The sequence below is a fragment of the Mesorhizobium sp. CNPSo 4661 genome (assembly GCF_057784215.1).
In genome coordinates this window covers 246287-258770 of the sequence record NZ_JBWGIO010000002.1, presented here as the reverse complement: position 1 = coordinate 258770, position 12484 = coordinate 246287, and the positions used below count along the sequence as shown (strand labels likewise).

Annotated in this window: 11 protein-coding genes; 3 read left to right on the top strand and 8 right to left on the bottom strand. The window is 65.0% G+C overall.

Features of this window, described 5'->3' with window-relative positions; translation table 11 throughout:
* Positions 1–148: 148 nt before the first annotated feature.
* The 3 genes from AC0YKC_RS03240 (at position 149) to AC0YKC_RS03230 (ending at position 3474) form a co-directional block, all read left to right on the top strand.
* A complete protein-coding gene (locus tag AC0YKC_RS03240; RefSeq protein ID WP_488509986.1) occupies positions 149–1114 on the top strand; it encodes an ABC transporter permease in 966 nt (321 codons plus the stop codon).
* Positions 1104–1919, top strand: coding sequence for an ABC transporter permease (locus tag AC0YKC_RS03235; RefSeq protein ID WP_488509984.1), 816 nt, complete (start codon positions 1104–1106; stop codon positions 1917–1919). The genes AC0YKC_RS03240 and AC0YKC_RS03235 overlap by 11 nt, the downstream gene beginning before the upstream one ends.
* A 127-nt stretch (positions 1920–2046) precedes the next feature.
* The gene (locus tag AC0YKC_RS03230; RefSeq protein ID WP_488509982.1) at positions 2047–3474 is read left to right on the top strand and encodes a gamma-aminobutyraldehyde dehydrogenase; all 1428 of its coding nucleotides are present in this window, start codon (positions 2047–2049) and stop codon (positions 3472–3474) included.
* A gap of 160 nt (positions 3475–3634) precedes the next feature.
* Here the strand turns inward: AC0YKC_RS03230 and AC0YKC_RS03225 are convergent, their stop codons facing one another.
* The 8 genes from AC0YKC_RS03225 to fdhF all read right to left on the bottom strand — a co-directional run bounded on the left by AC0YKC_RS03225 (position 3635) and on the right by fdhF (position 12483).
* On the bottom strand, positions 3635–5044 hold the full coding sequence (locus AC0YKC_RS03225) for an FAD-binding oxidoreductase (protein WP_488509980.1): 1410 nt from the start codon (positions 5042–5044) through the stop codon (positions 3635–3637).
* Between the two features lie 317 nt (positions 5045–5361).
* Positions 5362–5676, bottom strand: a complete 315-nt coding sequence (locus AC0YKC_RS03220; RefSeq protein ID WP_320294388.1) for a hypothetical protein — start codon at positions 5674–5676, stop codon at positions 5362–5364.
* Positions 5677–5730: 54 nt separating this feature from the next.
* The gene (locus AC0YKC_RS03215; RefSeq protein WP_320294389.1) at positions 5731–6093 is read right to left on the bottom strand and encodes a nuclear transport factor 2 family protein; all 363 of its coding nucleotides are present in this window, start codon (positions 6091–6093) and stop codon (positions 5731–5733) included.
* Positions 6094–6171: 78 nt separating this feature from the next.
* Entirely contained in the window at positions 6172–6645 is a 474-nt protein-coding gene (locus tag AC0YKC_RS03210) for a carboxymuconolactone decarboxylase family protein (protein WP_488509977.1), read from the bottom strand.
* A gap of 109 nt (positions 6646–6754) precedes the next feature.
* A complete protein-coding gene (locus AC0YKC_RS03205; protein WP_488509975.1) occupies positions 6755–8308 on the bottom strand; it encodes an alpha/beta fold hydrolase in 1554 nt (517 codons plus the stop codon).
* Between the two features lie 151 nt (positions 8309–8459).
* A complete protein-coding gene (locus AC0YKC_RS03200) occupies positions 8460–8747 on the bottom strand; it encodes a formate dehydrogenase subunit delta (RefSeq protein WP_488509973.1) in 288 nt (95 codons plus the stop codon).
* Positions 8737–9567: a formate dehydrogenase accessory sulfurtransferase FdhD gene (fdhD, locus tag AC0YKC_RS03195; protein ID WP_434725062.1), complete on the bottom strand. Its 831-nt coding sequence runs from the start codon at positions 9565–9567 to the stop codon at positions 8737–8739. Before fdhD ends, AC0YKC_RS03200 begins: the two co-directional genes overlap by 11 nt.
* A 3-nt stretch (positions 9568–9570) precedes the next feature.
* Positions 9571–12483: a formate dehydrogenase subunit alpha gene (fdhF, locus tag AC0YKC_RS03190; protein WP_488509971.1), complete on the bottom strand. Its 2913-nt coding sequence runs from the start codon at positions 12481–12483 to the stop codon at positions 9571–9573.
* Between the last annotated feature and the right edge of the window lies 1 nt (position 12484).

The window sequence follows — 12484 nt, the reverse complement described above, 5'->3', positions numbered from 1 at the left end:
CGGGTTTCGCCAATCTCCAACGTGGCAGAATGGGCGGGGCCGAGAAACTGCTGATCTCCCCCCTTGAGGGGGAGATGTCCGGCAGGACAGAGAGGGGGGCGAAGGATCTCGGCCTCTCAGGTAATCCCCATCAACACGCGGTGGCCCCATGACCATCGCCGCTGTCCAATCCAACCCCACCCCCGCCATTCTGCCCGGCAGCGGCGGCATGCGCGGCGCGGTCTCCGACCTCTTCTGGCGCCGACCCAGGCTTCTGCTGCTCCTGATGCTTCTGCCGCCGGTGCTGTGGCTGGGCATCGTCTACATCGGCTCGCTGTTCGCGCTGCTCGCCCAAAGCTTCTTCTCCATCGACGAGTTCTCCGGCCTCATCAATCGCCAGTTCACGCTGAAGACCTATGGCGACCTGTTCCAGGCCGCCAATCTCGACATCATCCTGCGCACGGTGACGATGGCGGCGCTGGTCACGCTGGCCTCCGCGATCGTCGCCTTCCCCATCGCCTATTACGCGGCGCGCTATGCGCGCGGCCGCTGGAAGGCGCTGTTCTATCTCGGCGTCATGCTGCCGCTATGGTCGAGCTACCTCGTCAAGATCTACGCCTGGAAGCTGATCCTGGCCAAGGAAGGCATCCTCACCTGGCTGCTCGCCAAGCTGAACCTTCTGTGGCTGCTCGACGCCTGGCTGTCGCTGCCCATCGTTGGCGGCAACTCGCTGTCGGTCTCCTTCACCGGCACCTTCATCGTCTTCGTCTATGTCTGGCTGCCTTTCATGATCCTGCCGGTGCAAGCCGCGCTCGAGCGCGTGCCCGGCAATCTGGTCGAGGCCTCGTCCGATCTCGGCGCCTCGCCCGGCCAGACCTTCCGCAACGTGCTGTTCCCGCTGGCGCTGCCAGGCATCGTCGCCGGCTCGATCTTCACCTTCTCGCTGACATTGGGCGACTACATCATCCCGCAGATCATCGGCACCTCGCGCCTGTTCATCGGCCAGGCCGTCTATTCGCAGCAGGGCACCGCCGGCAACATTCCCTTGGCCGCCGCCTTCACCGTGGTGCCCATCGTCATCATGGGCTTCTACCTCTTGGGCGCCAAGCGCATGGGGGCTTTCGATGCGCTCTGACCGCGGCCAATCCGCTCCGCTCGGCCTGAAGATTGCCGCCGCCTGCGGCCTGCTCTTCCTGCATCTGCCGATCCTCCTGATCTTCGTCTATGCCTTCACGACGGAAGAGAAGAGTTTTGTGTGGCCGCCGCCGGGGCTTACCACGCAATGGTTCGCCGTCACCTGGAACCGGCCGGACGTCTGGGACGCGCTCTCGCTCTCCGTGCGTGTCGCCGCCATCTCGACCGCCATCGCGCTGGTGCTCGGCACGCTTTGCGCCGCCGCCGTCTCGCAGACGCGCTTCTTCGGTCGCGAGGCTATCTCGCTGCTGGTCATCCTGCCGATCGCGCTGCCCGGCATCATCACCGGCATTGCGTTGCGCTCGGCCTTCGCGCTTGCCGATATCCCGTTCTCGTTCTGGACGATCGTGCTCGGTCACGCCACCTTCTGCGTGGTCGTCGTCTACAACAACGCCGTCGCCCGTTTCCGCCGCACCTCCGGCTCGATGATCGAGGCCTCGATGGACCTCGGCGCCGACGGCTTCCAGACGTTCAGGCATGTCGTGCTGCCGAACATCGCCACGGCGCTGCTTGCAGGCGGCATGCTCGCCTTCGCGCTCTCCTTCGACGAGGTCATCGTTACCACCTTCACCGCCGGCCAGCAGCAGACCGTGCCGATCTGGATGCTGGAGGAACTGATCCGCCCGCGCCAGCGCCCGGTCACCAATGTCGTGGCCATGGTCGTCGTGCTGGTGACGCTGCTGCCCATCCTCTTTGCCTATCACCTGACCCGCGACGGCGACCAGATCGCCGGCAGTGGAAAATGAAAGCAGTGAGTAGTGAATAGTGAATAGTGAATAGTGAATAGAAAATGCGCGATGGAGATCGTCACTACTCACTAATGACTACTCACCATTCACTATTCATCATTCACTTCTCTTAAGGAGAAACCCCATGGACACTCAAATGCTCATCGGCTCGAAATTCGAGAAGGGCACCGAAACCGAGGAGCCGATCCTCAATCCGAAGACCGGCGCGACGATCCTCAACCTGCCCGAAGCCAGTCCGGCGCAGATCGAGGCGGCCGTCAGGGCCGCCGAACAAGCGTTCGTCGGTTGGTCGCGCACGACGCCCGCGCAGCGTTCGGGATATCTGCTCAAGATCGCCGATCGCATCCAGGCCGAAGCCAAGGAGTTCGCCGCGCTCGAGGCGCTGAACTGCGGCAAGCCGATCAATGCCGTGCTCAATGATGAGATCCCGGCGATCGTCGACTGCTACCGTTTCTTCGCCGGCGCGGTGCGCTCGATGCCGGGCCAGGTGGCGGGCGAATATATTCCGGGCCACACCTCGATGGTCCGGCGCGATCCGATCGGCATCGTCGCCTCGATCGCGCCGTGGAACTATCCGCTGATGATGATGGCCTGGAAGCTGGCGCCGGCGATCGGCGGCGGCAACACGGTTGTCTTCAAGCCGTCGGAACAGACGCCGCTCACCGCCCTGAAGCTGGCGAAGATCCTCGCCGAGGTGTTGCCCGAGGGCGTCGTCAACGTCGTGCTCGGCCGTGGCGACAGCGTCGGCAACACGCTGATCAACCACCCAAAGGTCAACATGATCTCGATCACCGGCGACGTCGCCACCGGCAAGAAGGTGCTGCAGGCGGCCGCCAAGTCGGTCAAGCGCACGCATCTGGAGCTCGGCGGCAAGGCGCCGGTCATCGTCTTCGACGATGCCGACCTCGGCGCTGTGGTCAATGGCCTGCGCGCCTTCGGCTATTACAATGCCGGCCAGGACTGCACCGCCGCCTGCCGCATCTATGCCGGCAAGAAGGTCTACGACAAGCTTGTCGCCGACCTCTCTTCCGCCGTCTCGACCATCAGATACAACCAGCCGGACGACACCGAGAACGAGATCGGACCCTTGATCTCGCGCCGCCAGCGCGACCGCGTCTCGAGCTTCGTCGAGCGCGCATCGGAGCTGAAGCACATCGAGATCACCACCGGCGGCAAGCCGGGCGAGGGCTCCGGCTTCTATTACCAGCCGACCGTCGTCGCGGGCGCGCTGCAGGAAGACGAGATCGTGCGCCGCGAGGTGTTCGGCCCGGTCGTCTCGGTCACCCGCTTCTCGGATGTCGACGAAGCGGTGAACTGGGCGAACGACAGCGACTACGGCCTTGCCTCGTCGGTATGGACGAAGGACGTCTCGCGCGCCATGGCGACGGCCGCGCGCCTGCAATATGGCTGCACCTGGATCAACACCCACTTCATGCTGACCAACGAGATGCCGCATGGCGGGTTGAAGCAGTCCGGCTACGGCAAGGACATGTCGCTCTACGCGCTGGAGGATTACACCGCCGTTCGCCACGTGATGGTGGCGCACGGGTAAAGCAGTCCCAGGAAAAGTGCGCGCGGGTTGAGTTCGGCGGCTTTGCCGCCGTCTTCCGTCCGCAATTGCGCAGGAAAACACGTGCTATTTCGGCCGCCGCAACTGACGGCCGAAATCGGCTTACTGCTACTCCCCGCACCGGCGGGCCGCAGCCCATGAGCTACGCCGCCGTCCTGCCCTGCACCGCCGACAAGGCTGGCTTGATGTTCTGGTTGACCCGGAAGACGTTGGACGGGTCGTAAGCGCGCTTCACCTGGCTCAGCCGCTCATAGTTTGCGCCGTAGCTCGCCCGCACGCGTGCTTCTCCTTCGTCGTCCATCATGAAATTGACGTAGCCGCCCTCGCCGTTGTGGGGGTGGATGCTCGCCCAGTAGTCCTTGGCCCACTTGGTGAGGGCGGCGGCCTTGCCTGGATCGGGATCGATGGCGGCGATGACCATTGACCAGGTCGCGTCGCGCGCGTTCCATGCCGTCTCGTCCTTGCCGACACGGCGCACGGCGCCGTCGATCGGGTAAAGATGCATTAGCGACAATTCGCTCGGCGCCTCGGCGGCCTGCGCGACATGGGTGGCGATGGCTTCGTCGGGAAGCGACTTGACGAAATCGCCCTTCCAATACCATTGCAGGCCCTTCGGAAGCAGCGGATCGAATAGCGCCTGCAAGGCCGGGAATGGCATCACGCCCATCCAGTTGAAGATCGGCGGCGGCAGATTGTCGAGCAGCGGCGCCATGGCCTTGCGCCCGTCCTCCTCCGTGCCGTTGTAGCAGGAGATGATGGCGCAGGCGCGCTTGCCCCAATATTCGCGCGGGAAGGGGTCGGTCGAGGGAACCGACTTCAGGCCGACAAAAGCGCCGAGATCTTCCGGTGCCGCCGGCAGATAGTCGCGATAGGCGCGCATGACGGCCGGAGCGTCCTTGGCCTCCCAGAACACCGGGCCGCCGAAGATCATGTTTACAGGATGGGCCTGGAACAGGAAGCTCGTCACGACGCCGAAATTGCCGCCGCCGCCCCGCAGCGCCCAGAACAGGTCGGGGTTCTCGACTTTGCTGGCTGTCACCACGCTGCCGTCGGCCAGCACCAGATCGGCTTCGACCAGATTGTCGATGGTGAGACCGTATCTGCGCGTGAGATAGCCCGTCCCGCCGCCGAGGGTAAGACCGGCAACGCCCGTGGTCGAGACGATGCCGGCCGGAACAGCGAGCCCGAAAGGATGAGTGGCATGGTCCACGTCACCCGAAGTGCAGCCGGGCGCGACCCTCACGGTGCGTGTTTTCGGATCCACATGGACCCCCTTCATCATCGACAGGTCGATGACGAGGCCGTTGTCGCAAATCCCCAGCCCGGCGCCGTTGTGCCCGCCGCCGCGCACGGCGATCAGCAGGTCGTTGGCGCGCGCGTATTTCACGGCGGTGATCACGTCGGCGACATCGGCGCAACGTGCAATCAGCAGCGGGCGCTTTTCGATCATGCCATTGTAGACCTTGCGGGCCTCGTCATAGCCGGCATCGTCACGCAGGATCACCTCTCCGCGCAGGCTTTCACGCAGTTTTGCATGGGTTTCGTCGGTCATCGGTTTGCTCCCTTGATTGCGCCCACCGCCATGCGGCGTCGGCGCGACGCATTTGTTGCTTTGTTATGCCGCCTCGACGGGCGGATGCGTTGGATGGTGCAGGAAGATCACATTGCACCAATCCGGTGCTCGCCGCTTCGCCCGAAAGGACCAGCGGGGTATGGCCCGGGAGAGCCATGGTCGCGCAGCCGGTAGCTGCCGTGGAGACTAGCCGCGTCCGACGGCTACGGCATGGTGGAAGGCGGCCGCCGTCGCGGCCACCCATCCATCGTGCCAGCCTCCGCCAATGCCCAGCCGCGGCTATTCGACGATCAAAACTATTCGACGATACGGTAGATCTGCCAGAGGCTGGTGCCCGACACCACATAGGGCTCGATCTCCTTACCCCATTTGGCATGCGCATCGATCTTGCCGATCTTGGCGAAGAACTCCTCCAACTGGGCCAGGCTCTTGACCTGATGATGAGACTCGACCGTCGCCTCGCGCGCGCCGATCGAGCCGGTCATGATCTGGAACTGCAGATCGGCGAGGCCAACCTGTGAGCCGATTTCGCGTTCCCACTTCTTCAACAGCTCGAGCACGGTCTGCTTGTGCCCGAACTTGGCGTCGATCTGCCATCTGGCGCTGAACATGCTGGTTCTCCTCACGATTGCGGCCCGGGCCGCTGTTGATTGTCGGCGGTTGAACTATTCGTCCCAGGCCTGCACGACGGTCTGCTTTGCGATCCGACCGTTCTTCAGCTCCAGCATCGCCGCGCAGTACACTTTTGTGCCGTCCGGATAGGCGCAGGCCTGCATGAAGGCGAGGTTGTCGCCCTCGGCGACGGTGGTGTCGACCTTGTGGGTCATCGCCCTGCTGCAGATGTCGTCCCAGAACGTGCTGATCGCCGCGCGGCCGCGGATTTCGCGCGGCTTGCTCGGCGGGTTGTTGCGGTCGATCACCCGCACCACCGCATCGTCATTGTAGAAGCTCGACAGCAGCTTGCCGTCGCGGCCTTCGATCGCCTTCTTGATCGCGGCGCCGTCCACTGTTTTTGTCTTGGTCAGCATGTCATCCTCCATGTGCCCATCGTCCTGGGCGGTTGATATTCGAAAATGCTGCCCGGCTCGTTGCCGGGCAGGGATTTCTCACTGCGACTTGGCCTTGACGGCCGCGAACACGTCGTCCGTCTGTTTCTTGAAGGTCGCCAGGTCGACCTGGCTGCCGTTGAGCATCGTCGACCAGTGGCGCACGATCGCCGCCATGGCCACCGCCTCCTTGATCTCCTCGTCGCTCGCGCCGTTGAGCTTGGCGGCCTCGGTGTGGAAATAGATGCAGTACTGGCAGGGGATCTGCGCGGCGACCGCAAGGCCCAACAATTCCTTGGTCTTGCCGTCGAGCGCGGTCTTGGGGTTGAGCTGAACGCCCTTGATCTCGGCCCAGGCGCCGGCGACCGCCACATCGGGCAAAGTCTTGAACATGTCGGGCACCGAGCCGAGGGTGGCCTGGATGTCCTTGTAGGCGGCGGTCGCCGAAGCGTCTTCGGCATGCGCAGGGGTGACGGCCAGCAATGCGCCCGCGGCGAATGCCAGCAATCCGATCTTGCGATTGAGTTTCAGCATTTCATCCTCCATTTCACAGTGCCCTACCGGCGACATCGCCCGGCCTGCATGGGGAGAATTGATACCGCTTACAGGGCCTCCGCCGCTTCGCCCGAAAGCGCCATGGCTCTCATGGCCCGTCCGGGCCAGCGTGCCGTGCTGAGAAGGCCGCCGCTGCCGCCCGCGACGGCAGGTCTAGCTTGAGCAGGATATTGGCGACGTGCCGCTTGACCGTGTGCTCGCTGAGGTCGAGTTCGGCTGCGATCGCGGCATTGCTCTTGCCGTCGGCGATCAGGCTCACCACCTCGCTCTCGCGCGCCGTCAGCGCGGCCGGCTCGGCGGGCCTTGCCTTGGGCCGGCAGGCCGGCTCCAGATGCTGCTCCGACGTCGCCAGAACCGCCGGCATGGGCTCGTCCAGCTCGTCAAGGCTGACACGGCCGGCATCGACGAAATGCAGGCCGGAACCGACGGCGAGATCGGCGACCAATCGGGAGGCGAGGATGTCGCCGCGCCCGGCATGCGCGGCGAGCTGCATCGCCACCCGCGCCGTCAGGCCCACCGGCTGGCCGCGCATTTCGATCTCGCCGACATGCGCGCCTTGCGCGCTCGCCACGCCGATCTGCTGCGCCGCCTCGCGCAATGCCGCGGCGCAGCGTACGGCTCGGGCCGGCCCATCGAAGCGCGACATCATCATTTCGCCATGCGTGCCGGCCGTGCGGCCGCCATGACGGCCGACCAGAAGCCGCCAGGTCTCCTGGAAGCGTTGGCTGCGCTCGCCCCACATGCGATCGCCAAGCTTGGCCGTGTCGTAGATGCGCGTCACCAGCAGCGCCGCCAGCACGCGCTCGGTATCGGCCATCGCGGGTTCGCCGGTGAGGCATTCCTCGATCAGGTCGGCCACGCGATCGACATCGCCGGTCCAGATCGGATGATCGCGCCCGGCTATCTCGACCAGCCGGGCATGCGGGATCTTCTTCGCGAGGAAGCGGCTGGCATCGGGATCGACACGGACGTCGTTGCGGCGATGGATGAGCAGCGTCGGCGCGCTGATCATCGCCAAGATGCCGCGCACGTCGATCCCGGCGTTCATCCGCGCAAGGGCAGCCGCGGCCGTCGGGCTCGCCGACAGCCGCTCGAACCGGGCCCACCACTGGGCAAAATGCGCATCGTCGACCCGGCCGGGCGCGAAATTGGGCAAGGTGGCGCCGGTGCCCCAGGAGGTCTCCGCCGTTTCGATGAAGGCTTCCAGCCGTTCCGGCGGCATCACCCATTTGTGGAAATGCGCATAGGCGCCATAGAGGACAAGCGCGCGCGTCCGCTCCGGATAGATGGCGGCGAACAGCATCGCCATCGGCGCGCCTTCCGAGGCGCCCAGGATCGCCGCGCGGCCGCTTCCGGCGGCGTCCATCACCGCGCGCACGTCGTCCATGCGGGTCTCTAAGCTGGGCAGATGATGGGTATCGACGCGGTCGGAAAGCCCGGTGCCGCGCTTGTCGAACAGGATCAGCCGCGAGAAGGCGGAGAGCCGTTTCAACAGGCGGCTGTAGCCTTCGTCTTCCCAATGCAGGTCGAGATTGGAGATGAAGCCCGGCACGAAGACGAGATCGAACGAACCCTGGCCGACCACCTGATAGGCGATCCGCACCTCTCCGCTGCGCGCGTATCTGGTCTCGATCGGCCTCACGCAAGCTATCCCGCCCGGCCAGACGATTTCCTGTCGCCGACCATAGCAGAAGCGGGCCGTCTAAGGCAGCATAACTTTAGAGAGGTGAAATATAAGACCTTTGCCGCCGACGGAGCGTGTGGCGCTGTCAGCGTGAAACGGCGCGCGCCGCCTATGCCTGCCTGGCGTAGCCGAGGCTCTTGTCGGCCTGATCCGGTGTCGGTGGCCGCTTGATCCTGGCCGAGGCGGCGATCACGAGGTCGTCGAAATTCTCGGTGCCGGCGTCCAGCATCTCGAAGAACTGGCGCCGCATCCGCGGCTCCCAGAACTTGTTGATGTGCTCGGCAACGCCGGCAATGCCTTCCTCGCGCGGCTTCGAATGGAAGAAGGTGGCGATCTGGTTGGCCATGCGCACCAGCTTTTCCGTGGTGTTGGCGATGTGGTCTTCGTCATGCGACATGCTTGGCAACTCCGGAAACCACCCGTTCAGGGTGGGTGAAAATATCGAAATCGTCGCCGCGAACCAGCGCCACCAGCGTCATGCCGGCGGCCTCGGCGGTGCGGATGGCAAGCGCGGTCGGCGCCGAAACCGCCATGATGATCGAAGCGCCGATGGCGGCCGTCTTCTGCACCATCTCCACCGACACGCGCGAGGTCACGACGACGGCGCCGGCGGCACCATCGATGCCGGCCTTGGCCAGCGCGCCGGCAAGCTTGTCCAGCGCGTTGTGGCGGCCGACATCCTCACGCGCCATCACGATGCCCTTGCCGGGAACGTAGAAGCCGGCTGCATGCACCGCGCCAGTCTCGGCGTGCAGCGGCTGCACCTTCGACAGCAGCCGGACGGCGCTGGTGATGTCTTCCGCCTGAAGCGTAAGCCGCGACGCACCAACTGCGTCGACCGAGCGCATCGCTTCCTCGATGGATTCGATGCCGCACAAGCCGCAGCCGACCGGCCCGGCAAGGCGGCGCCGCCGCGCCTGGAAGCGCGTGTTGGCCTGGTCCTTCAGCCGGATCTGGATATCGATGCCGGCGCCAAGATCCTCGACCTCGATCGCCTCGATCTCTTTCGGGTCGGCGATGATGCCTTCGGTCAGCGAGAAGCCGAGCGCGAAATCCTCGAAATCGGCGGGGCTTGCCATCATCACCGCATGCGTTGTGCCGGCAAAGGAGAACGCCACTGGCGTCTCCTCCGGCACCATGCGGTTCGCGGCCGCGGTGCCGCCGGCGCGATGCGCCAGCCGCGAGATTTGCGTCGTGGCTTTGCGCCGCGCGGCCAAGAACTACTCCGCCGCCGCCAGCGGAGCGATGCGGCGGCTCTGCGTGGCCTGCTTGTTGTAGTCCTTCTGCCAGTCGGTCGGGCCGTTGGACGGCGCCACCTGCACGGCGGTGACCTTGTATTCCGGACAGTTGGTCGCCCAGTCCGAGAAATCGGTCGTGATCACGTTGGCCTGCGTGTCCGGGTGGTGGAACGTCGTATAGACGACACCCGGCGAGACGCGGTCGGTGATCAGCGCGCGCAGCGTGGTTTCGCCTGAACGGCTCGCCAGCCGCACCCAGTCGCCTTCCCGCACGCCACGAACTTCGGCGTCATGCGGATGGATCTCCAGGCGGTCCTCGGCGTGCCACATCGAATTCTCGGTGCGCCTGGTCTGCGCGCCGACATTGTATTGCGACAGGATACGCCCGGTGGTCAGCAGCAGCGGATAGCGCGGGCCGGTTCGCTCGTCCGTCGCCACATATTCGGTGCGGATGAACTTGCCCTTGCCGCGCACGAAGCCGTCGACATGCATGATCGGCGTGCCGAGCGGCGCCTTGTCGTTGCAGGGCCACTGCACCGAGCCGACGCGGTCGAGTAGCTCGAACGAAACATTGGCGAAGCTTGGCGTCGTCTTGGCGATCTCGTCCATGATCTGCGAGGGATGCGTGTAGTTCCAGTCGAGCCCGATGGCGCGGGCGAGTTCCTGCGTCGCTTCCCAGTCGGCATAGCGCGCCTTCGGCTCGATGACCTTGCGCACCATGTTGATGCGGCGCTCGGCATTGGTGAAGGTGCCGTCCTTCTCGAGGAAGGTCGAGCCCGGCAGGAAGACATGCGCGTAGTTCGCCGTCTCGTTGAGGAAGAGATCGTGCACCACCACGCATTCCATAGCCGCAAGGCCGCCGGCGACATGCTTGGTGTCGGGATCGGACTGCAGGATATCCTCGCCCTGGATGTAGATGCCCTTGAACGAACCGTCGACGGCGGCGTCGAGCATGTTGGGGATGCGCAGGCCGGGCTCGTCGTCCAGCTTCACGCCCCACAGGCTCTCATAGATGTCGCGCACCGCCTCGCCCGAGATATGCCGGTAGCCCGGCAATTCATGCGGGAAGGAACCCATGTCGCAGGAGCCCTGCACATTGTTCTGGCCGCGCAGCGGGTTCACGCCGACGCCGGGACGGCCGATATTGCCGGTCGCCATGGCGAGATTGGCGATCGCCATCACCGTGGTCGAGCCCTGGCTGTGCTCGGTCACGCCGAGGCCGTAATAGATCGCGCCGTTGCCGCCCTTGGCATACATGCGCGCGGCGCCCCGGATCAGTTCCGGATCGACGCCGGACAACTGGCCGACAACTTCCGGGCTGTTTTCAGGCAGCGCAACGAAGGACGCCCAGTCCTGGAACTCGGCCCAGTCGCAGCGCTCGCGGATGAAGGCCTCGTCGAACAGGCCCTCGGTGACGATGACATGCGCCAGCGCCGTCAGCACCGCCACGTTGGTGCCGGGCTTCAAGGGCAGGTGATAGTCGGCCTCGACATGCGCCGACTTGACCATCTCGGTGCGGCGCGGATCGAGCACGATCAGCTTGGCGCCCTGGCGCAGTCGCTTCTTCAGCCGCGAGGCGAACACCGGATGCGCGGAAGCCGGATTGGCGCCGATGATGACGGCGACGTCGGTGAATTCGACCGAGTCGAAATCCTGCGTACCGGCCGAGGTGCCGTAGGTCTGGCCGAGACCGTAGCCGGTCGGCGAGTGGCAGACGCGGGCGCAGGTGTCGACATTGTTGTTGCGGAAGCCCTGCCGCACCAGCTTCTGGACGAGGTAGGTCTCCTCGTTGGTGCAGCGGGACGAGGTGATGCCGCCGATCGCGGTGCGTCCATACTGATACTGGATGCGGCGGAACTCTTTCGCCGTGTGGGCGATCGCCTCTTCCCAGCTCACTTCGCGCCACGGGTCGGTGATCTTCTCGCGGACCATCGGCGACAGGATGCGGTCCTTGTGCGTGGCATAGCCATAGGCAAAGCGGCCCTTGACGCAGGAATGGCCGTGATTGGCCTTGCCGTCCTTGTAGGGCATCATGCGAATGACCTCGTCATCCTTGACTTCGGCCTTGAACGAGCAGCCGACGCCGCAATAGGCGCAGGTGGTGACGGCCGAGCGCTCCGGCATGCCCTTTTCGAGCACGGTCTTCTCGCGCAGCGCGTCGGTCGGGCAGGCCTGCACGCAGGCGCCGCAGGAGACGCATTCGGAAGCGATGAAATCCTCATGCATGCCGGCGACCATGCGCGACTCGAAACCGCGGCCCTCGATGGTCAGCGCGAAGGTGCCCTGCACCTCTTCGCAGGCGCGCACGCAGCGCGAGCAGACGATGCACTGCGCCGGATCGTAGGTGAAATAGGGGTTGGATTCGTCGCGGGCGATGTAGTCGACCGCCAGCGAGCCATGGCCGGGCGCCACACCGCCTTCTTCCTTGACGTGGTTGCGGCCTTCAACGCCGTAGCGGTTCTCGGAGAGACCGACCGACTTTGCCACCGCGTCGAATTCGCTGGCGCCGGTGCCGGCCTTCTCGTTCCAGCCGGTCGGGTGGTCCGAGACATAGAGTTCCATGACGCCGCGGCGGATGGCGTCGAGCCGGTCCGACTGCGTGCGCACCACCATGCCTTCGCCGACCGGCGTCGTGCAGGAGGCCGGCGTGCCGCCGCGCCCTTCGATCTCGACCAGGCAGACGCGGCAGGAGCCGAAGGAGTCCAGCATGTCGGTGGCGCAGAGCTTCGGGATCTCGACCCCGCCTTCCATCGCCGCGCGCATGATCGACGTGCCTTCCGGCACGGTGATGCTTTGCCCGTCGACGGTCAGCGTGATCTGCTTCGTTGCCTTCGACTCCGGCGTTCCGTAGTCGATCTCTTCGATGAGTGTCGGGAAGTCGGCCTTGATGTTCATC

What these genes read in the sequence shown, in the direction of transcription:
- AC0YKC_RS03235 (WP_488509984.1), top strand. Translation starts at nt 1,104, where the DNA reads ATGCGCTCTGACCGCGGCCAATCCGCTCCGCTCGGCCTGAAGATTGCC.
- AC0YKC_RS03230 (WP_488509982.1), top strand. Translation starts at nt 2,047, where the DNA reads ATGGACACTCAAATGCTCATCGGCTCGAAATTCGAGAAGGGCACCGAA.
- AC0YKC_RS03240 (WP_488509986.1), top strand. Translation starts at nt 149, where the DNA reads ATGACCATCGCCGCTGTCCAATCCAACCCCACCCCCGCCATTCTGCCC.
- AC0YKC_RS03200 (WP_488509973.1), bottom strand. Translation starts at nt 8,747, where the DNA reads ATGTCGCATGACGAAGACCACATCGCCAACACCACGGAAAAGCTGGTG.
- AC0YKC_RS03215 (WP_320294389.1), bottom strand. Translation starts at nt 6,093, where the DNA reads ATGCTGACCAAGACAAAAACAGTGGACGGCGCCGCGATCAAGAAGGCG.
- AC0YKC_RS03225 (WP_488509980.1), bottom strand. Translation starts at nt 5,044, where the DNA reads ATGACCGACGAAACCCATGCAAAACTGCGTGAAAGCCTGCGCGGAGAG.
- AC0YKC_RS03210 (WP_488509977.1), bottom strand. Translation starts at nt 6,645, where the DNA reads ATGCTGAAACTCAATCGCAAGATCGGATTGCTGGCATTCGCCGCGGGC.
- AC0YKC_RS03220 (WP_320294388.1), bottom strand. Translation starts at nt 5,676, where the DNA reads ATGTTCAGCGCCAGATGGCAGATCGACGCCAAGTTCGGGCACAAGCAG.
- fdhF (WP_488509971.1), bottom strand. Translation starts at nt 12,483, where the DNA reads ATGAACATCAAGGCCGACTTCCCGACACTCATCGAAGAGATCGACTAC.